Raw genomic sequence first — 20,310 nt, 5'->3', positions numbered from 1 at the left:
GAAGATGAACACAACCATCAGGGTCAGAGCTGCTACCGAGGCGGATATCCCGGCCATGGCGGCGCTGATGGGCGAGACTTTCCAAAGCGGGGACGTGGTAGGTGAATTCATGTTTCCGGACGCCGAGCAACGACGTGTCCGCCAACCACGGATGTTCGCTGCGATGATGAAGCATCGATACATCCCCCAAGCAGGGGCCGACGTCGCCGTCCGCGACGACGGCAGGATCGTTGGCGTCACGTTGTATTCGAGGTCATGGGTCAAGCAGAGTCTGCTGCGCAAGCTCAAAGAGAACCTTGCCCTGCTAGCCGCGATGAGGAGCCAAGTCGTCGCCGGCCTGATGGTCGAAGCGGCGGTGGCGCGGGGTAGACCGAAGTGGCGCCATATCTACGTGATGTACTTCGGAGTCGAAAAGGCTTGGCAGGGATACGGTGCCGCGCACGCGCTCGTCGGCCGCCTGCGCGAACACGCGAACGCAGAGGCGGCCGCGATGTATGGCAACTGCCAAAAGAGGTTACTGCCGTTCTACGCCGACGTCTTTCCCGAAGGTGTGGTCACGGGAACGACAACATTGGGACGCCGTGGTCCAGCGTTCTATTTCATCTATTGCGAGCCGGCCGATGAAGGTGCTGAACCGGCGGCCGTCAGGGAGGCCGGCCGATGCTAGCCAGCGTGGCACGGTTTGCCAGCGGGGCGCCCAAACGAATCGTTGCCGCGGCAACGTTGCTCCTGGCGCTGGCCGCCATCTTTGGGCTGCCGGTCACCAAATCGCTTTCCGCTGGCGGGTTCACCGATCCCGACTCTGAGTCTGTTCGGGCTTCGGAGGTTCTCGCCGGCACGTTCCAGCACGCCGATCTGCAGTTGGTCATCGCGGTAAGCGCTGACAACGGCGTGCACAGCGCGGCGGCGTCCGCGCTGGCCGGCGAGGTCACCTCCGTATTGAAGAGATCCCGAGATGTCACGGATGTCATCTCAGCTTGGTCGGCGCCGCCTGCTGCAGCGCCGGGATTAGCGAGCAGAGACGGCAAGACCGGATTAATCATCGCAGGCATCCGGGGCTCTGATGCCGAATTCGCCAAGACTGCACGGCAGCTCGTCGACCAGATGCCCCGCGATCGCGACGGCGCCATCGTCCGCGCCGGTGGCGCGCTGACATTCGCCGAGGCCAACGAACAGAGCGAGCTCGATCTTGTGAAGATGGAATTGATCGCCATCCCGCTGAGCTTCGTAGCGCTGGTGTGGATATTCGGTGGTCTTTTCGCCGCCGCCGTCCCCATGGTGGTCGGCGTTTTCGCCATCCTGGGTTCGCTGGCCGTGCTTCGTGCGGTCACCTTCTTCACCGATGTGTCGCTGTTTGCGATGAACCTCACCGCCGCACTGGGTCTCGCGCTCGCGGTCGACTACACGCTGCTCATTGTCAGCCGCTATCGCGATGAGATCGCGAGCGGTCTGCTCCCCAATGACGCCGTGGTGCGCACGATGACCACCGCCGGACGCACCGTGTCGTTCTCAGCGCTCACCGTCGCCCTGTCGATGAGTGCGATGGTGCTGTTCCCTATGTATTTCCTGCGGTCCTTCGCGTATGCGGGCATCGCTGTGGTTGTCCTCGCGGCCGCGGCCGCTCTTGTCATCACACCGGCCGTAATCTTGCTGCTGGGTCCTCGACTGGATGCATTCGACGTTCGCAAAATCGTTGGTCACCTGATGAGGCGGCCGCTGGCGCCGGCGACACGCCCGATCGAGCAGCGTTTCTGGTATCGCACCGCGCATGCCGTCATGCGCCACGCCGTGGTGGTCAGCGTGGTGCTCATTGCCTTCCTGTTGCTCCTGGGTGCGCCATTCCTCGGTGTCAAGTGGGGCTTTCCGGACGATCGCGTATTGCCGGACAGCTTGAGCTCACGTCAGGTTGGTGACTTGCTACGAGCGGAATTCGGGGTGAATCCGGTGACCGACGTCAGCGTGGTCATTGCTGATATGTCGGGCGTATCACCGGAAGCGTTGAGTGGCTACGCCGCGGACCTCTCGCGCGTGGCGGATGTCGCGGCGGTAGCAACGCCCGCAGGCACTTTCGTGGCCGGCGAACCAGCGGGTCCGCCGTCGGCCCCAACGGGCGTCGCCGACGGTTTCGCGTTCCTCACCGTGCAGAGCCGCGCCCCACTGTTCAGCGAAGCTTCCAATGAGCAGTTGCGGTCGCTGCATGCCGTGCCAGGGCCGGTGGGCCATCCCGTATTGTTCGGCGGCGCGGCCCAGTACAACGTCGACAGTGTGGAGTCGGTGACCTCACGGCTGCCCGTTGTCCTCGGCGTGATCGCCCTGATCACCTTCGCCGTGCTGTTTTTGGTCACAGCCAGTGTTGTTCTGCCGCTGAAAGCGCTTGTGCTGAACGCGCTTTCGCTCACCGCCACCTTCGGGGCGCTGGTGTGGATCTTCCAGGACGGCCACCTCGCGGGCCTGGGCGCCACGGCGACGGGCACGTTGGTCGTCAATGTACCGGTGCTCATGTTCTGCATCGCCTTCGGTCTCTCGATGGACTACGAAGTTTTCGTGTTATCGCGCATTCGCGAGTACTGGCTGGCGTCGGGTGGCACCCGCGCGGACAGCGATGAGAGTGTCGCTCTCGGCATCGCTCGCACCGGGCGCGTGGTCACCGCGGCAGCCGTGCTGATGTCCATTTCGTTCGCGGCGCTTGTGACAGCCGACGTGTCCTTCATGAAGATGTTCGGCGTCGGTCTGACAATCGCGGTGTTGGTGGACGCTACGTTGGTTCGCACGCTCCTGTTGCCCGCGCTGATGCGTGTGCTGGGCCGTGCGAACTGGTGGGTCCCCGCGCCACTGTCCGGTGTTCATCGCCGCGTCGCACTAGCCGCCCTGGTATCGCCCCGTCGGGCGCAAGCAGAGTGACATCTGCTGTGGCCGAACGAGTTCGGTGCCGGCAAGGGTTTCAGTATCGCCATACTGATTCGGCAGCACGAAAGCATCGGCATGCTGCTCAGGTGGGTTACGAACCGAGCCAACGATGATGTTCGCCTCGAAATTCGCCGATCGCGGAGGGGCGATGACGGACGAAGGCCGGACCGGAAAGGCCATTGCCACCGCGGGAACGGTCTTCGTATTCCCCGGCGAGGGTTCGCAGCTGACGGGCACGGCGGCTATCGAGTTGTTGGACTCCGCGCCGGCTTTCGCCAAGCAATTGCGGCTCTGCGAAGCCGCTTTCGCCGATTTCGTCGATTGGTCGCTGCTCGAGGTGGTTCGGGGCGGTGAGGGTTCTCCGGGCCTGGACCGGGTTGATGTGGCGCAGCCAGCCCTGTTTGCGGTGATGGTGTCGCTTGCTGCGCATTGGCTCGCGCTGGGAATCCACGCGGACGCCGTACTGGGCCATTCGCAGGGCGAGATCGCGGCAGCCTATGTCTCGGGTGCCTTGTCGCTGCGAGACGCCGCTAAGGTAGTCACATTGTGCAGCAAGGAAATCGGGGCAATCGCGGGAACCGGTGGTATGGTCTCGATCTCGCGGCCCGGCGGATGGGTGTTCGAGCTCATCAAACCATGGCGTCACTCGATTACCGTTGCCGCGCAGAACGATCCGTCGTCGACGGTCGTCACCGGGAACGCGGCGGCACTGGATGAGCTCATGACCATATGCGAGCGAGATGACGTGCCGGCCACGCGGATTGCCGTCGACTACGCCTCGCATTCCGCCGACGTGGACGCGCTGCGAGAGACGCTACGCGAGTCGCTTTCCGGCCTGCGGCCACGAACCGGCGATATCCCATTCATCTCCTCGGTCACCGGCGCCGGACTGGACACGTCGATCCTCGACGGAGACTACTGGTTCGCCAATTTGCGCCAACCAGTCCTGTTCGGCGAAGCCGTCCGGTGGTCGTACCAACATGGTTATCGCACGTTCATCGAATCCAGTCCGCACCCAGTGCTCATTGCCGGCATTCAGGAATCGCTGGCGCACTACGCCGACGACGTGCCGAGCGGTGGACGGGACCGTCAACTCGGGCCAGCCGACGCTCACATTCGGTGACTCGTTGGCGACATCGTGGTATGCGAACCTCGGTTTCGGCGCAGTCGTTGCCGGGTCCGCCGAGGCCCGATTGTCCGAGAATCTTGTGTTGCGCGTTAAGTGGAGTTTCCCTTGGTTATCCCCTCGGCCCACGAGATGTGTCCCTCGAAGCCAAACGATTCCGCCATCGCGCGGTAGCTATCGACCGACTCCCGATAGGCATCATTGTCGCCACGGGCGCGGGCCAGCAGGACGCGCAGCCGCAGCAGCGTGATCTCGCGCATCGCCGAACCTTGATCGGCCCGAAGACTCGCCAACCAGTCGAAAGCCTCTGCGGCTTCGGCTAAGTCGCCTTCGGCGCCACGTTCCAGTAGCGTCTCGGCGAGCGCGCCGGTGCCCCAAACGCCGAACCCGAGCCGTCCTGCCCGCTGCAGATGGTCCACGGCGTCGCGCATCACCCCGATGGCAGCATCGCGGTCGCCGCGCCTGGCCCGTTCCCGGGCAACCAGCAAGTCGGTGACCGGGACCAGGAAGGGAGCATGTTCGCGCTGAAACTCGCGGAGCCGTACGAAGAGCTCGAGTCCCGCGTGACGGTCGGTGGGGGCGTCTCGATGCAGCAGGGCGGTACCCAACGCGCACTCGGCCAAGCCCAGTGCGTGATCGTTGCCGGCTCGTTGCGCGGTCTGCACCGCCTCCTCGCACGCTTGCACCGCGGGGTCGTCAGCCCGAAGCACCCCGCAGAGTATTTGCGTTCCGTAGGTCCATGAGACGACGAAGGCGACGGTTGTCGGATCGCTCGTTCGGGCAATCGCGAGGGCGTCGTTGAGGTCCTGCCGCCACCCGGGACGGCCCAGCCACCACCGGGCGACGCTGCGCGCCGCCAACGCGGCCGCCAGCGGTGATCCGACGCCGAAGCCCGCCCCCTTGACGGGGTCGCCCCCGGCCAGGTCGACGACGGTCTGCGACCACCGCAACATCTCGCCGAATTCGCCGGCGTCTGCCCAGTTGACGAACGCTATGACCGCCAACGCCATGATCGGAGTGGGATCGTCGATCGATTCGAGCAGCCCCATCTGTTCGGATGCCAGCCTCGACCCCTCATGCGAACGCCCGGTATACACGAGCTCGGTAGCCAGCCCGGTCATGGCGATGGCCAGCGAGACCTTGTCCCCGGCCGCGGTGCACAACTCCCGCAGCTCGGCGTAGCGGCTGTGGCTTTCCTGGAGTGCCCGGGCGTGAAAGTCTGTGGCACACAGCATGGTACGGGGTGCGATGCGCATGGGCAGGCTGTGTGGGTCGTCATCGGGTAGTCGGTCGGCGGTGCGGCGTGCCCGCTCCCAGCTGAGCCGGGCAGCGTCGAGATCGCGGTTCATTGACCACGCGCCGGCGCGCATGTGCCAGCTATACGCTGCGGACAGTTCGCCGGCGGATTCGAGATGTTCGGCGATCAGCGCCGCGTTCTCCTCCACCGACCCCGGCTCGCGTTCTTGGATAGCGACGGCCAGGCGCCGGTGCCACTGGGCGCGATCGGATTTCAGCTGCGATTCGTAGGCTACCGCGTGGATCAGCGGGTGGTGGAACGCATATTCGGCGTTCGGGGTGAGCCGCACCTGATCGATCAGCTCCGCGCGCAGCAGTTCGTCGACCGCCGGATCGATGCCCAGCGCGACGAGTAGCTCCGCGGCGAAGCGGTCGCCGATCGCCGACGCCGCGTTCAGTGTCTGCCTGGCTGCCGAGTCCAGCCGGTCGATGCGCGCCGCGATGGCCGTCTGCACCGTCGCCGGCACTGTGACGTCGGCGGCACTCGTGTCACACAGGTAGCTGCCGCGTTCGCCGGCCAGAACCCCGCGCTGCACCAGCTCGCGCACCATCTCCTCGGCGAAAAACGGGTTGCCGCGTGCCCGCCCGGCGATGATCCGGGCTAACTCGGCCACCGAGGGATCGGCTCCCAGAAGTTCACCCAATAGCGCTGCGGTGTCCAAATCACCCAGCGGGGCAAGCGCTATCGTCTGGGCCCCGTGCACTCGTGTCAGGATCCCCTGATACTCGGGGCGGGCAGTGATCAACACCATCGACTGGGTGCGCGGAATGACGGTGAGGAAATCGGCGAGCATCGACTCGCTGACCGCATCTATCCAATGGGCGTCCTCGATAATGAACAACGCGGGACCAGTGCGCGCCAGCGAGGTGGTGTTGATCAAGGCGGTCAGTCGGCGCCGCCGCGCATCCGGGTCGATCGGGGGTAGCGACACGGTGGGGTCGGCGAAGCCGAGAAGATCGTCAAGCAGCAGCAGATCCTGCGGGTCGGGCTCCGGGGGTGCCGCCTCTCGCAGCTTGGCGCGGGCGGTTTCGCCGTCGAGGTCGGCCACACCCATGCCCGCGCGCAGCAGCCCCGCCACCACACTGAAGGAAATGTCGCGGGCGTGCGACTCGCAGAAGGTCCAAATCACCTCGAGTCCGCGCTCGGCGGCCAGCGCCGCGACTTCCCGCGCCGCCCGGCTCTTACCGATACCCGGCGGTCCCATCACCGTCACGACACCCCCGCGGCCGTCGATCGCGCGGTCGACCATCGCGTCCAAGGCCGCCATCTCCCAGCGCCGACCGACCAGGCTGGCCTCAGTCCTGCGGACGAGGCCATGCGGCGGGGCGATCGCCAGTAGCTGCCGCGCGCGCACCGGTTCGTCGGCACCCTTGATGTGCACCCATTCGGGTTCAGACAGCATCACGGCGTGCTCGACCAGCCGGGCGGTCGACTCCGACAGCATCACCCCGCCGGGGCGCGCAGCCGATTCCATCCGCTGCGCGAACCCGACCGTCTCGCCGGTCGCGATGTAGCCCAGCGAGCCCGAACCCATCTCGCCGGCGATCACCCGACCCGAATTCAGGCCGACCCGCAGCCCCAGCGCCACACCATCGCGCCGCTGCACCTCGGCCTCCAGCCGGTGGGCCTCCTCCTGGATGGCCAGGGCCGTCAGACATGCTCGAAAGGCGTGGTCTTCCAGGGAAATTGGGGCGCCGAACAGTGCCATCACACCATCGCCGTGGTACTCCACGGTCCCGCCATAGCGCTGCACCACGGCCGCCGACCGCTCGACCAGGTCGGTCATGATTTCGCGCAACCGCTCGATGTCCACGGCGGCCGCGATGTCCATGGATCGCACCACGTCCGCGAACAGCACCGTCACCTGCTTGTACTTGGCTGTGTCACCCGACACGGCAGTGGGGGCACCGCACTGGTCGCAGAACTTAGCGTTCTCCCGCAGAGCTATGCCGCATGTCCCGCACGTGACCGTCATCCGAACACCGTCCCGCCCGACTACCCGATCGCCCAAGGATAGGGCGTCCACCAGGACGCTGACGGGGGTTTCTCTGTTGGGAGCGGATTCCGCGGACCCGATCCCGGGCAAGCGCGGCGCCGCAATGACCACACGGCACGACGTCCAAAAATCGATTGCGTGAATCATCTTCAACTCGGCGGGAAGGGCGTTCCCGCCCACCTGTGAGCCGCGCCCCAGGCGCATCATCGGCCCCCCGGATCCGCACCCGTCAAGAAATCCACCGGCAACGACGGCCCCGTCGGCACCGATGCTGGAACCACCTGGTCGGGGCGCCGCTATGGCCCAAATACGGAGCCAACCTGTGTTCTCGCTGCGCACCTGCGACGCCGTGGGCGCGTGCATGGTGGTGCCAAATTTGCGTTGCGTGGCCGAAGCGCTCCAGAAGGGCAACACCCTGCGGACAGGATCATGCAATCCACTGGATCTATGGCGATGTCGGCCGATGGTTACGACGCCATTCTGACGAGACTCAGGTTGTCGGCGTCGAGTTCACCGACGAATCGATACGACTCGATGACCTCCCAGCGGCGCGCACCCGCACCGTCGTCGTGCTGGGCAACGAGGGTTATGGCATTCCGCCCGAGGCCGTGGACAAGCTCGATCTCGCGGTGGAGATCCCAATGGTCGGTGCCGGCCACAGCCTCAATGTCGCGGTCGCCGCGTCCCTGGTCTTGTACACGCTTGCCGGATTGCTGTGAATGTGCCGCCATCGCGTGACCCCCTGATCAGCAGACCGACCCCCCGGGCAGGCACGTCGTCACGATAACGACTACCTTCACCTATACGTATACGCACGCAGTGCGGGCAGCCATATCAGAGCGCAAAGGGGTTCTCGTGGCCGAAACCGATGACACCGCCACCCTCCGCTATCCGGGGGGCGAGCTCGACCTGGAGATCGTGCGCGCCACCGAGGGAAACGACGGCATTGCGCTGGGCCCACTGCTGGCGAAGACCGGTTACACCACATTCGACGTCGGTTTCGTCAACACCGCCGCTGCCAAGAGCTCCATCACCTACATCGACGGTGACGCCGGCATTCTGCGGTATCGCGGCTATCCAATTGAGCAGCTGGCCGAGAAATCGACCTTCATCGAGGTCAGCTACCTGCTGATCTACGGCGAGTTGCCGAATACCGACCAGCTGGCCGAGTTCACCCACCGGATCCAGCGGCACACCATGCTGCACGAAGACCTGAAACGGTTCTTCGACGGCTTCCCGCGCAATGCGCACCCGATGCCGGTGTTGTCAAGCGTGGTCAATGCGTTGAGCGCCTACTACCAAGACGCCCTGGACCCGATGGACAACAACCAGGTAGAGCTGTCGACCATTCGTCTGCTGGCCAAGCTGCCCACTATCGCCGCGTATGCCTACAAGAAGTCGGTCGGCCAGCCGTTCCTGTACCCGGACAACTCACTGACGCTGGTGGAGAACTTCCTGCGGATGACCTTCGGGTTCCCTGCCGAGCCTTACCAGGCCGATCCCGAGGTGGTGCGGGCGCTGGACATGCTGTTCATCCTGCACGCCGACCACGAGCAGAACTGCTCGACGTCGACGGTGCGGCTGGTGGGCTCGTCGCGGGCCAACCTGTTCACCTCGATCTCCGGCGGAATCAACGCGTTGTGGGGCCCGCTGCACGGCGGGGCCAACCAGGCGGTGCTCGAGATGCTCGAGCAGATCCGCCAGAGCGGCGATGACGTTAGCGAGTTCGTCCGGAAGGTGAAGAACCGCGAGGCCGGCGTCAAATTGATGGGCTTCGGCCACCGCGTCTACAAGAACTACGATCCTCGCGCGCGAATCGTCAAAGAGCAGGCCGACAAGATCCTCGCCAAGCTCGGCGGCGACGACGACCTGCTGAACATCGCCAAGGGACTAGAAGAAGCGGCGTTGACCGACGACTACTTCATCGAACGCAAGCTCTATCCGAACGTCGACTTCTACACCGGGCTGATCTACCGTGCGCTGGGCTTCCCGACCCGGATGTTCACGGTCCTGTTTGCGCTGGGCCGGCTGCCCGGCTGGATCGCGCACTGGCGTGAGATGCACGACGAGGGTGACAGCAAGATCGGACGTCCGCGCCAGATCTACACCGGCTACACGGAGCGCGACTACACCACGATCGACGCGCGGTAGCCCTGGCGAGCAGACGCAAAAGCCCCCAAAACCGGCAGGTTTTAGGGGCTTTTGCGTCTGCTCGCCAGAGAAGCGAGCACTGCCATCGCGGCGTTGTGGCCACCGATGCCCGACACCGCGCCGCCGCGGCGGGCGCCCGAGCCGCACAACAGGATCCGCTCGTGGGCAGTGGCGACCCCCCACCGCCGCGCCGGGGTGTCCAACGGGCCCTCATCGTCAGCGAACGGCCAACACAAGTCGCCGTGGAAGATGTTGCCTGCGGTCATCTGCAGGGTATGTTGCAAGTCCCGGGTGGTCGTCGTCTCGATGCAGGGCCGGCCCTGCGCATCGGTGCTGACTACATCCTGAATCGGTTCGGCCAGAACGGAATTCAGCGATGCCAATACCAACTCGGCCAACTCGTTGCGTAACTTGTCGGGGTCGGCCTCGCCAAACACCGAATGCGGCGTGTGCAAGCCGAACACCGTCATCGTCTGAGCCCCTGCGGCGCGCAGTTCCGGCGACAGGATGCTCGGATCGGTCAGTGAATGGCAGTACGCCTCGCAGGGCAGCGGATCCGGTAACTGGCCGGCAGCTGCCTGTGAGTAGGCGGCATCCAGCTGGGTCAGCGTTTCGTTGACGTGGAAGGTGCCGGAAAATGCCTGCGCCGCTGTGACACTGTCGTCGCGCAACCGAGGCAGTCGCCGCAACACCATATTCACTTTGACCTGCGCTCCCGGGGCCACTGCCGGCGCCGGTTCGCCCAGCAGGCCGGCCAGGACCGCCGGTGTGACGCCGGCCAGCACGAACCGGGCCCGGATCAGATGCTCTGAATCGTCATGGCGGTAACGCACCTCCCCGTTTGGGTCGATGGCGAAAACGTCTGCGCCGGTGGTAATTTCGGCACCATGGCGGGCGGCCGCGGCGGCCAGGCCCGACGTCACCGAGCCCATGCCGCCGACGGGGACATCCCAGTCTCCGGTGCCCCCGCCGAGCACGTGGTACAGAAAGCAAATGTTCTGCCGCAGCGACTCATCGTCGAGGCGGGCGAAGGTGCCGATCAGTGCATCGGTGGCGATCAGACCCCGGACCAGGTCGTTGCTCACCGCGTCGACGATGGCGTTTCCGATCGGATCATCGACCATGGCTCGCCAGGCGGCCGCGGCCTCGGGGTCGCCGCAGGCGAGCACTCGCCGACGGGCTTGCTCGCGGGTGGGCATTGGTTCGAGCAGCGTCGGCCAGAGCTGTTCGGTCACCAACCGGCAGCGCCGGTAGAACTCGGCGAACCCGTGCTCATCACCGGCGGCGCCGATCGCAGCGAACGTGTTTTGCGGCCCGATCAGCAGGCCAGAGCGCCCGGCCGCAGCCGGGTCGGGGGTGTACGACGAAAACTGACGCCGCGCCAATCGGACCGGGACACCCAGGTCGGCCACGATGCCTGACGGCAGCAGGCTGACCAGGTAGGAATACCGCGACAGCCGGACCTCGACGCCTTCGAAGGCTTGCACCGACACGGCCGCCCCGCCGATGTGTGCCAGCCGCTCGAGCAAGCGCACCCGAAGACCCGCCCGGGCCAGATACCCGGCCGCGACCAGGCCGTTGTGGCCACCACCAACTACTGCGATGTCGTATTGCGGTGCGACCGGCATGGCGGGTTCAGTTTCTAGCCGTGTGCAATCCTCGATCTGGTCGCACGGACGGACGCTCGCTTCGCGCGGGTCACCACCGGTTCCGCGCCGCTGTCGCAGCAGGTCCCAGCACCGATCGAGTTCAATCTCGATGCGGCGCAGCTGCTCATGCTCGCATCCTCGGTAATGTCGCCGTTACTCATCGCCCCAGTGTGCCCGACATCGGCCGTTTCGGGGGCGTTGACTCGGTAGGCTGCATATCGCCTGTAGCGCGTACTTGGGCTGTTCAATGGCTGTTTAATGACCCGAGGGAGGGGAGCCATGGTGGGTTTGAAGGCAGGTGTGGGCCAAGCGCCCGCGCCACCCACCGACGCGCGCCGAACTCCGAAATTTCAGCGGCAGCCACTGGGCCTTGCCTGGTTCATTGGACTGGTTGCTATTCCGTTGCTGATAGCCGTAATCGGTTACGGTGCCTACGAGCGACCCGAGGCGGTCACCGGCCCAACCGGCGACCTTCCGACACTGACGGCCACCAGCGGCACCCCGAGCGTTCCTGCAACGTCGTTGTCGCTGCTTTCGATTAGCCGCAGCGGCAACACCATTACCCTTATCGGCGACTTTCCCGATGACACCGCCAAGGCGGCGCTGATGAAGTCGCTCAAAGGTTTACTGACTCCGGACGTCAACGTCATCGACCAAATCCGCATCGACCCGATCGTTCATTCACTCGATTTCTCAAATGCAGAACCAGTATTCACTGCCAGCGTGCCTATTCCCGATTTCACTCTCAAGGTCGAGCTGGACACCATCACGCTGACGGGGACTGCCGCAGTGGGTGACCAGAAGGACGCGGTCGAGCGTGCGGCCGTAACTGCTTGGCCCGGGATGATTATCGCCAACAAGATTGAGGCCAAGCGGCCTGGACCGCCCGGCGCCGCGCCGTGTGCCGACCTGCAGGCAGCAATCAACGCCGTGACGGGCGGGCCGATCTTCTTTGCCGACGACGGGGTTAGCCTGACCCCGGCCGACACTCAGATCCTGACCAAGGTCGCAGACCGGCTCAAGGCATGTCCGAACGCGCGGGTGACGATCAACGGCTACACCGACAACTTCAGCAGTGAGGGCCTTAATATTCCGCTGAGCACCCAGCGAGCAAACACCGTCGCCGACTTTCTGATTGCCCACGGCGTTGCGCGCGATCACGTCGTCGCCAAGGGTCTCGGCTCGACAAATCCGATCGCCGGCAACGACACAGCCGAGGGCCGGGCCAAGAATCGCCGCGCCGAAATCGTGGTCAGCTAAGGAGAATCCAGGATGGGCTTCGTGATCCAGTGGTTGTGCTACCTGGCTGCCTTCGTGGCCGGTTCGGCCGTCGCCTGGGTCATCGTCGCCGTGTCGATTAAGAAGAAGAACGAAGACGCGCCCAAAGTCGAGGAAGCACCCACAGAGGAAATGCCCACGGCGGAATTGCCGCAGGAAACGGGAGCGCCGTGATGGGTCAGGTGCACTGGTGGCTTGTCGCCCTGTCATTCGTGCTCGGGATGTTGCTGACGTTCACGCAGCTGGTTCGCCCCGTCAATCTGCGGGTTCCGGTGCTTGCGACGCCCCGGGTGGCAGCGACGCCCGGCAGGGCGGCTCCGGTGAAAAAACCGGATGCCGCGAAAAAGCCGAAAAGACCAGGGGCACATCCGAAGAAGAAAGCCGGCGCCAAGCGCCCGCCGCGGAAGAGAATACCCGCCGCCAAAGGGGCACCCACCGCGAGGATTCCCGTCGCGAAAGATGTTCCTACAGAGCGGATTCCGGTTGCCAAGCGGGCTAGCGTCTCAGGGGCGCGGTTTGCGCCGTACGGGCCCGGCTCGGCTCGCGCGGAAGCCGACGGCAGCGGACCAGACGGATGGCTGGTGAAGGGGCGCTCGGATACCAGGCTCTACTACACTCCCGACGATCCGGGCTACGACCCGATCGTCGCGCAAGTCTGGTTCGAAGACGAAGAGTGTGCCGCGCGAGCGTTTTTCACGCCGTGGCGCAAGAGCGCGCAACGAAAGTGACCGTCTTGAGCGGCCTAGAGCGGCCTAGAGCGGCTAAGTCGGGCCGGGAAGGCGCAGCACCAAACGCGCGCCGCCCAGCGCGCTGTTCTCCAGCGAAGCCGTCCCGCCGTGCAGCTGAGCCTGCTGGGCCACCAGCGCGAGTCCCAGTCCCGACCCCGAGTGCGACGCCGTCGACCCGCGGGAGAACCGCTCGAACACCACCTGACGCTCGTCTTCGGGTACCCCGGTTCCGTTGTCGTCGATGGCGATCTCAACGCCGGCTCGCGAGCTGACCGCGGACAGCTGGACCCGGGTTGCGCCGCCATGCTTGACAGCGTTGGCGATGGCGTTGTCGACGGCCAGGCGCAACCCGGCCGGCAACCCCACGATGATGCAGGTCGGCGACGGCACCAAGGATACGTCGAGGTCGGGGTAGATACGCATGGCATCGTGGGCGGCGCGATCGAGCAGCTCGGTGATGTCGACCGGCACATGATCCTCTGAGGTGGACAACTCGCCCTGGGCCAACCGCTCCAAGGCGCTCAGCGTGGCTTCAATGCGCGACTGGGTGCGGATCACGTCGTTGAGCACTTCCTTGCGCTGGTCCTCGGGCAGGTCCAGGGTGGACAACACCTCGAGGTTGGTCCGCATCGCGGTTAGCGGGGTGCGCAGCTCGTGCGAGGACACGGCCGCGAAGTCGCGCGCCGAGGCCAGCGCTTCCTGGGTACGGTTCTGCTCGTTCCAGATGCGTTGCAGCATGCCGCGCATCGCCTCGGCGATCTCAACGGCCTCGCTGGCGCCGTGCACTTCGACCCTGGGTGCCTCGTCGCCGGCGTCGATCGATCGGGTCTGCTCGGCGAGTTGTTTGAATGGTCGCACCGCGAACGCGGCCAACAGCCATGCGAACACCGCCGCCGCGCCGATGGCGAAGCCACAGATGAGGATTACCCGACGATGCCGGCCGTTAGTACGGGCGAGGGTGTCGTCATACGTTGCACCCACCGCCACCGACGTCGGTTCCGGTCCCGGGATCTCGACCGTGCGCACCCGGTAGCGCACCCCGCGGATATAGGTGTCGGCGTAGTCCTGTTGCAGCTTGGGCAGCGTGATGTCGGAATTCGACTTGACGACACTACCGCGCCGGACCGTGATGACGGTGTCCCGATCGTTGGGCGAACGCGGGATCTCGTCGAGGCCGCGCGGCACGAACGGGATCGCGAAACCCGCCGCCTCGTCCAGCCGGCGGTCCAGCCGCTCTTTGCTGTCGCCGGTGATGCCGAACCAGACGACGACGCCGACAATGAGCACCGGAATCGCGGCGCCAATGGCGGTCGCGACCACCACCCGGGTCCGCAGCGAGGGAGTACGGGTTAACAACCGTTGCAGGATGTTCACCTACTGCATCCTGAGTACGAACCCGACTCCTCGGACGGTGTGCAGCAGCCGGGGACCGCCGTTGGCCTCCAGCTTGCGCCGCAAGTACCCGATGAAGACGTCGACGACGTTGGTGTCGGCGGCGAAGTCGTAGCCCCACACCAGCTCGAGCAGTTGGGCCCGTGACAGCACCGCCGTCTTGTGCTCGGCCAGCACCGCCAGCAGGTCGAACTCCCGCTTGGTCAGGTCGACGTCCACGCCGTTAACACGGGCTCGCCGGCCGGGAATGTCCACTTCCAGCGGGCCCACCGTGATGGTTTCCGAGGAGGACGTCGCGGTGGCGCCGCGGCGCCGCAGCAGCGCGCGCACCCGCGCGACCAGCTCGGCCAGCACGAACGGCTTGACCAGGTAGTCGTCGGCACCCGCCTCCAGGCCGGCCACTCGGTCGTCGACCGAGCTACGTGCGGACAGCACACAGACCGGGACGTCGTTGTCCATGGCTCGTAGCGCTGTGACGACGCTGACGCCGTCCAGCACGGGCATGTTGATATCGAGCACGATCGCGTCCGGGCGGGTCTCGGTGGCGCTGCGCAAGGCCTCGGCGCCGTCGACCGCGGTCGCTACCTCGAATCCGGACAGGCGAAGGCCGCGCTCCAGCGAGGCGAGCACGTCCGAATCGTCGTCGACAACCAAGACCCGAGGTGAGGTCACACCAGTGTCCATGCGGCCTATTTTGCCTGATTGTTGGCCATGGTGCTGGGAGGCGCGAGCAGACACAGAATCCCATCAAAATCGGAGATTTTGGGCGATTCCGTGTCTGCTCGCGGGGTCAGGCGCGCCGGCGCGGCGCAGGATGGGTGCGAACCAGAGCCAGATGATCAGCGATCCCAGCGACAGTCCACCGAGCATCAGGAACGCGACGGGGAATCCAAGATGCTGCGCGACTTCGCCGCCCAGCAGGGGGCTGAGCGCAGCGCCGAGCCCTTGCGCCGCCATAATCGCGCCCTGGCCGACATTGATGTGACCTGTGCCGTCAAGTATTCGAGCAACCAGCCCCGGCACCGCAACCGAAAGCATTCCAGCGCCGACACCGTCGAGCACCTGCACCGGTATCACTCCCCAGGTCGTGATGACACCTGCGGCGAGCAACCCCCGGACCGGTAAGGCGGTGAACGCGATCAGGATGGCCAGCCAATAGCCACGCCTTTGGGCGATCCTCATCGCGACCAGTGAGGTGACGATCATGACCGCCTGAGCGACGACGACCGTGCTGGCCACCGTGGTAAACGGGTTGGCGTGGGTAGCCACCACGGCGAGCCCGTACAGCGGCAACATGGCCGCGTTTCCCAAGTGGAACAGCACCAGCGCGCCGGCCAACGCGAGTAGCGACCGGGATTGGCAGAGCACCCGCATCGCCTTGACCGGCGCCTGGTCGGTGCGGGCCTCGCCCCGCGCGACGTGGTGGTTGATGCGGCCGGCGGGGATTGCCAGCACCGCCACGACGGTGGCCACCCCGAACCCGGCGGCCAGCCAGAACACCGCGGGGTACCCGTACCGCCAGCCCAGCAGCCCCGCGATCGCGGCACCGGCCATGTTGCCGGCGTGATTGAAGGCCTGGTTTCGACCGTTTTGGCCGGTAAAGCCCGCCTGGCCCACGACACCAAGGGTGATGCCGATGACCGCGGGGGCGATCGTCGCCCCAGAAATGCACATGACGGCCTGGGCGGCGGCGACGACCCAGAAATGCGGCGACGTCAGGATCACCGCGGAGGCGGCAACCGCGGCAAGACCGACCCACGATGACCCAGGTCCGCTTGCGATAGGTGGCGTCGACCAGCGCCCCTGCGGGGCCGACCGCGACCATGCCGACGATCGCGCCCAACGTGATCACCGCGCCGATGGTGCCGGTCGTCCAGCCACGGCTGGCCAGCAACACACCCAAGAACGGGCCCATGCCGGCCTCCATGTCGGCCATGAAGAAGTTCACCGCCTGCAGCGCGGCCCGATCCCGCGCCTGGGCGACCGGTGCCGGTATGTCCGGGTTCAACATCCCTTGATTTTCGCGGAGGCCCGACGGCGCACTGCAGGCGATCGGCGAGGCGCCGCGTCTGCTCCCGTGGCGAACCGGGTGCGAACAGCGCCGATGTACTCGGCGGCAGCATCTACTACGGTTCGATCGACGCCACCCCGCTCGTTGCGATGCTGCTGGCCGAATGCTGGCGGTGGGGCGCCGACGACGGGGTGGTTCGGTCCCTGCTTCCTGCGGCCGATGCCGCGCTCGCCTGGGCAGAGCGCTACGGCGACCGCGATGGCGACGGCTTCGTCGAATACCAGCGGGCCACCGACTGCGGGTTGGTCAACCAGGGTTGGAAGGACCGGGCTTCTCGACGCGGCGACGACATTCGGCGGGCGCCTGCCGGAGCTTTGCTGCGGGTTCCCCCGTTCCCAGTTCGCCTCGCCGGTGCCTTATCCGACATCCTGCTCTCCGCAAGCATGGGCCAGCGCCGCGCCGCTACTGCTGCTGTAGTCGTTCTTGGGGCTCGATCCCCATGTGCCACACCGCAGGCTGTCGGTGTGGCCCCAGCTGCCGCAGGCGTGGGGCAGGATCGCGTTGACGAATCTGCCTCTGGGTGGCGCGACCGTGCATCTAGAAGCCGAGGGCGAAACGGTAAAGGCACACGGTCTCGGCCTCGACTGGCAGCTGGTGACGCCGCCGCGCTGATTCGGTAGCTGGACGGGCGCTTGGCCGGGCGAGCAGACGGCCCACTAAATCGTGCGCAGCGGCTGCTGCCTGGTTGAGGTTGTCTCATCCTCACGGTCAACCGTTCGTCGGATACCTGTGTTGGCTCAAATTGGTGCGCACCATAGATCGGGCACATCGCACCGTCACAACAGTCACATGTGTCGCTGCGCCTGGTGACACCCGATGTGCCCGGCTGTGAGCGACAATCTCCTGAGCTGCGGTGTTGTGCCCATGTTGGTGGTGGCCGTGCGGGTTTCGCGGTGACGTTGACCTGCAGAAGCCGAGTTGTCGCGTTTAGGTGGGCAGGGAGACCATAGCCTCCGGCACAGGCCAGAGTTGCGGATGTGACGAGAGAGCAATAAAGACAGCTGGAGCAGAAAGTCGCGTCAATTGCAGTCATGGTGCGCGCCAACGTAGTTCGGAGTAGCCCCGGCTCGCTACCGTCGCGTCCAGGCGCTCCTGAGCGACCGGCTCACCAGCAAGACTCCAACCGGGTTGGCGCGGATCGACTGGCCAGGTAGCCCCGCAGGCTGGTGTGCCTGGTGTGACGCATCCTTCGATGGTCAGCGCAAGCTCATCGCACCTCCCGGTGAGCGCGATCAGATGTCTTGCGCGGCAGCGCGTCCCGCGGCACGTCCGGAGAAGATGCATCCGCCCAGGAAGGTGCCTTCCAGCGCGTTGTAACCGTGCACCCCGCCGCCGCCGAACCCGGCGACCTCCCCGGCGGCATACAAGCCGGGGATCGGTTGACCGTCGACGCCCAGGGCGCGCGAGTCAAGGTCGGTTTGGATGCCGCCCAATGTCTTTCGGGTCAGAATATGCAGCTTGGCCGCGATCAGCGGTCCCGCCTTGGGATCCAGGATGCGGTGCGGGGCGGCGACCCGGCCGAGTCGATCGCCGAGGGCGCGCCGAGCATTGCGGATGCCCTGGACCTGGACATCCTTGCAGAACGGGTTGGCCACCTGCAGATCCCGGGCTTCGATCTGCGCTCGGATGTTGGCCGGATCCAGGAGGGGTTCGTCGGTCAGGGCGTTCATCTTCTCGACGAGCTCCTCGAGGTTATCGGCGATCACGAAATCGGCACCGTGCGATTTGAACGCCTCGACGGGACCCGTGGCGTCCTTGTTGAAGAACCTCTCCTGCAGAACGGCCTTGCGGCTCTTACCGGTGATGTCGGGGTTTTGCTCCGAGCCCGACAGCGCGAACTCTTTCTTGATGATCTTCTGGGTCAGGATGTACCAGGAGTGGTCGTACTTCGCGATGTCGGGCGTGGTGCGCAGGTACCGTAAGGTGCCCAGGGTGTCGTAACCGGGCAGGTAGGGGGCGGGTAGCCGCCGTCCCAATGCGTCGAACCACATCGACGACGGGCCGGGGATGATCCGGATGGCGTGCTTGGGCCAGATGGGGTCCCAGTTGTTGACGCCTTCGGTGTAGTGCCACATCCGGTCGCGGTTGACCAGTCGCACCCCACTGTCATTGGCGATCTCGAGCATCCGGCCGTCCACATAGGCGGGCACGCCGGTGATCATCGAGGCCGGCGGGATGCCCATCCGATCCGGCCAATAGCGCCGCACCATCTCGTGGTTGCCGCCGATTCCGCCGGTGGTGATGATCACCGCCTGCGCGGACAGCTGGAACTCGCCGACCTCGTCACGGTTGGAAGGCGCGCCGCGCACCGCGTCATCGGGCGCCAGCACTGCGCCTTTGACACCGGTCGCGATGCCGTTGGTGATGATCAATTCGTCGACGCGGTGGCGGTGGTAGAACGTCACCAGCTTGTCAGCCGCGCTTTGGAGTGCCGAGTCCACGAACGGCTCCACGACTCCGGTGCCGGTGCCCCAGGCGATGTGGAAGCGCGGCACGGAGTTGCCGTGCCCGTTTGCGCGCAGGTCCCCGCGCTCGGCCCACCCCACCGTGGGCATGAATTCGATCCCGAGATCGGTCAGATACGCGCGCTTCTCGCCGGCGGCGAAGTCGACGTAGGCGCGCGCCCACTTCACGGCCCAAATGTCTTCGTCGTCGAGCCGGTCGAATGCCGCACTGCCCGACCAGTCGTTCCAGGCCAACTCCAAAGAGTCCTTGATGCCCAGGCGGCGCTGTTCTGGTGTGTCGACCAGGAAGAGCCCGCCGAATGACCAGAACGCCTGGCCGCCCAAGTTGGCCTCGTTTTCCTGATCGATCACCGCGACCTTCTTGCCCCGGCGGGTCAGTTCGTGGGTAGCGACCAGCCCGGCCAAACCCGCACCGATCACGATGACGTCAGCGTCCATAGCGACAGCCTCCCAGCAGTTGGTATCGGAGCGTCTCACATCCAGGTCGCATAAGCCTCCGCGACCTGCTGGCGTTGAGCACTCATGGGAATTTGGGGTGTCAACGGGTCAGGACAACGTTGAGCAGTTGGGTGAGCCAAGCCCGGGCGGCGGACTGGTCATTGTCGAGCAGGAGTTGGACGCTGACCCCGTCGTAGGCGGCGATGACGGCACGGGCGGTGTCGCCGACCGTGTCGATCGATTTATTTAACTCGATGCCACTGGCGATGAGCCGCTCTTCGATGACTCTGCGCAATTGGCCGCGGTGGACGGACCAGCGTTGCGCCAGTTCGGGGTTGCGGGCGGCATACATCAGGAAGTCGATCTTGATGAGCAGCCAGTCGCGGTCGAGCAGCAGGCTGTCGACGATGCGCTCGACCACTCCGGGTAGGTCGGTGACGGCGTCACCGCCTTCCATGGCGGTGCGGACCTGTTCCGCAGTGCGGGCTGCCCACCGGTCGTACAGGATGTAGAAAAGTTCCTCGAGGCTTTCGAACTGGGAGTAGAACGCCCCGCGCGTGTAGCCGGCCGCCTCGCAGACATCCTCAATGGTTACGTGCCCATAGCCCTTGTCGGCGAACACCCGGAACGCCGCGTCGATTAGACGAGCGCGCGTTTCGGCACGACGTTTGGTAACGCGCGCCGGCTTAGGGGCGGAGGTTGTTGTTGACGTGATCAGGGTTGCCTCCGGATCGCTGCAGGAACGATACATTGCCACATCGGATACGGATATGCACATTGTGGCGCGTTGGGGATCGGCTTTGGCCACGGCT

16 protein-coding genes and 2 pseudogenes are annotated in these 20,310 nt (G+C 65.5%); 10 read left to right on the top strand and 8 right to left on the bottom strand.

All coding sequences use genetic code 11. The features are described 5' to 3' along the window. Window positions 1-4 precede the first annotated feature (4 nt). The 3 genes from AADZ78_RS22550 (at window position 5) to AADZ78_RS22540 (ending at window position 4,030) form a co-directional block, all read left to right on the top strand. Window positions 5-667 carry a GNAT family N-acetyltransferase gene (locus tag AADZ78_RS22550; protein WP_085249025.1) on the top strand — a complete coding sequence of 221 codons (663 nt, stop codon included), beginning with the start codon at window positions 5-7 and terminating at the stop codon, window positions 665-667. Further along, a complete protein-coding gene (locus AADZ78_RS22545; protein ID WP_085249024.1) occupies window positions 661-2,901 on the top strand; it encodes an MMPL family transporter in 2,241 nt (746 codons plus the stop codon). Before AADZ78_RS22550 ends, AADZ78_RS22545 begins: the two co-directional genes overlap by 7 nt. Window positions 2,902-3,055: 154 nt before the next feature. After that, window positions 3,056-4,030 (top strand): acyltransferase domain-containing protein, encoded by a 975-nt coding sequence (locus AADZ78_RS22540; protein ID WP_204080742.1) that lies wholly within the window; start codon window positions 3,056-3,058, stop codon window positions 4,028-4,030. Window positions 4,031-4,125: 95 nt separating this feature from the next. On the opposite strand, the gene AADZ78_RS22535 is transcribed toward AADZ78_RS22540, so the two are convergent. Then, window positions 4,126-7,305, bottom strand: a complete 3,180-nt coding sequence (locus AADZ78_RS22535) for an AAA family ATPase (protein WP_085249048.1) — start codon at window positions 7,303-7,305, stop codon at window positions 4,126-4,128. A 203-nt stretch (window positions 7,306-7,508) separates the two neighbouring features. Between AADZ78_RS22535 and AADZ78_RS22530 the strand changes: the two genes are divergently transcribed. Then, window positions 7,509-8,045, top strand: a complete 537-nt coding sequence (locus tag AADZ78_RS22530) for a TrmH family RNA methyltransferase (protein ID WP_239656689.1) — start codon at window positions 7,509-7,511, stop codon at window positions 8,043-8,045. A gap of 136 nt (window positions 8,046-8,181) precedes the next feature. Beyond that, window positions 8,182-9,477, top strand: a complete 1,296-nt coding sequence (locus AADZ78_RS22525) for a citrate synthase (protein ID WP_085249022.1) — start codon at window positions 8,182-8,184, stop codon at window positions 9,475-9,477. A 41-nt stretch (window positions 9,478-9,518) separates the two neighbouring features. On the opposite strand, the gene AADZ78_RS22520 is transcribed toward AADZ78_RS22525, so the two are convergent. Together AADZ78_RS22520 and AADZ78_RS22515 are read right to left on the bottom strand one after the other, a co-directional pair. Next, window positions 9,519-11,105, bottom strand: coding sequence for a phytoene desaturase family protein (locus tag AADZ78_RS22520; protein ID WP_204080740.1), 1,587 nt, complete (start codon window positions 11,103-11,105; stop codon window positions 9,519-9,521). Between the two features lie 21 nt (window positions 11,106-11,126). Next, a pseudogene (locus AADZ78_RS22515) lies at window positions 11,127-11,258 on the bottom strand (DUF2630 family protein); the annotation flags it as partial. Between the two features lie 150 nt (window positions 11,259-11,408). On the opposite strand from AADZ78_RS22515, the gene AADZ78_RS22510 reads away from it, so the two are divergent. From AADZ78_RS22510 to AADZ78_RS22500, 3 genes are read left to right on the top strand one after another with little or no spacing between them, the layout of a single operon-like run. Then, entirely contained in the window at window positions 11,409-12,386 is a 978-nt protein-coding gene (locus AADZ78_RS22510) for an OmpA family protein (RefSeq protein ID WP_139828516.1), read from the top strand. A 12-nt stretch (window positions 12,387-12,398) separates the two neighbouring features. Beyond that, entirely contained in the window at window positions 12,399-12,578 is a 180-nt protein-coding gene (locus AADZ78_RS22505) for a hypothetical protein (protein WP_085249020.1), read from the top strand. After that, entirely contained in the window at window positions 12,578-13,132 is a 555-nt protein-coding gene (locus tag AADZ78_RS22500) for a hypothetical protein (protein ID WP_085249019.1), read from the top strand. Before AADZ78_RS22505 ends, AADZ78_RS22500 begins: the two co-directional genes overlap by 1 nt. A 33-nt stretch (window positions 13,133-13,165) precedes the next feature. On the opposite strand, the gene AADZ78_RS22495 is transcribed toward AADZ78_RS22500, so the two are convergent. Genes AADZ78_RS22495 through AADZ78_RS22485 form a run of 3 tightly spaced genes read right to left on the bottom strand, consistent with a single transcriptional unit; the run spans window position 13,166 to window position 16,249 of the window. Further along, window positions 13,166-14,506 (bottom strand): HAMP domain-containing sensor histidine kinase, encoded by a 1,341-nt coding sequence (locus AADZ78_RS22495; RefSeq protein ID WP_085249018.1) that lies wholly within the window; start codon window positions 14,504-14,506, stop codon window positions 13,166-13,168. Further along, a complete protein-coding gene (prrA, locus tag AADZ78_RS22490; protein WP_204081616.1) occupies window positions 14,507-15,217 on the bottom strand; it encodes a response regulator transcription factor in 711 nt (236 codons plus the stop codon). It abuts the gene before it with no gap. A 54-nt stretch (window positions 15,218-15,271) separates the two neighbouring features. Beyond that, a complete protein-coding gene (locus AADZ78_RS22485) occupies window positions 15,272-16,249 on the bottom strand; it encodes an MFS transporter (protein WP_249044859.1) in 978 nt (325 codons plus the stop codon). A gap of 59 nt (window positions 16,250-16,308) precedes the next feature. Here AADZ78_RS22485 and AADZ78_RS29270 point away from each other — a divergent pair, with 59 nt between their 5' ends. Both AADZ78_RS29270 and AADZ78_RS22480 read left to right on the top strand, forming a co-directional pair. Then, window positions 16,309-16,542, top strand: a complete 234-nt coding sequence (locus AADZ78_RS29270; RefSeq protein ID WP_249044858.1) for a hypothetical protein — start codon at window positions 16,309-16,311, stop codon at window positions 16,540-16,542. Window positions 16,543-16,612: 70 nt separating this feature from the next. Next, window positions 16,613-17,207: pseudogene (locus tag AADZ78_RS22480) on the top strand (amylo-alpha-1,6-glucosidase); the annotation flags it as partial. Window positions 17,208-17,827: 620 nt separating this feature from the next. Here AADZ78_RS22480 and AADZ78_RS22475 read toward each other — a convergent pair. Together AADZ78_RS22475 and AADZ78_RS22470 are read right to left on the bottom strand one after the other, a co-directional pair. Next, window positions 17,828-19,498 carry an FAD-binding dehydrogenase gene (locus AADZ78_RS22475; protein ID WP_085249016.1) on the bottom strand — a complete coding sequence of 557 codons (1,671 nt, stop codon included), beginning with the start codon at window positions 19,496-19,498 and terminating at the stop codon, window positions 17,828-17,830. Window positions 19,499-19,598: 100 nt separating this feature from the next. After that, a complete protein-coding gene (locus AADZ78_RS22470; RefSeq protein WP_239655058.1) occupies window positions 19,599-20,306 on the bottom strand; it encodes a TetR/AcrR family transcriptional regulator in 708 nt (235 codons plus the stop codon). Between the last annotated feature and the right edge of the window lie 4 nt (window positions 20,307-20,310).

The organism is Mycobacterium riyadhense, from assembly GCF_963853645.1.
Lineage (GTDB): Bacteria > Actinomycetota > Actinomycetes > Mycobacteriales > Mycobacteriaceae > Mycobacterium > Mycobacterium riyadhense.
Note: the sequence above shows the minus strand (reverse complement) of the source record. Positions and strands in the feature narration are given on the sequence as shown.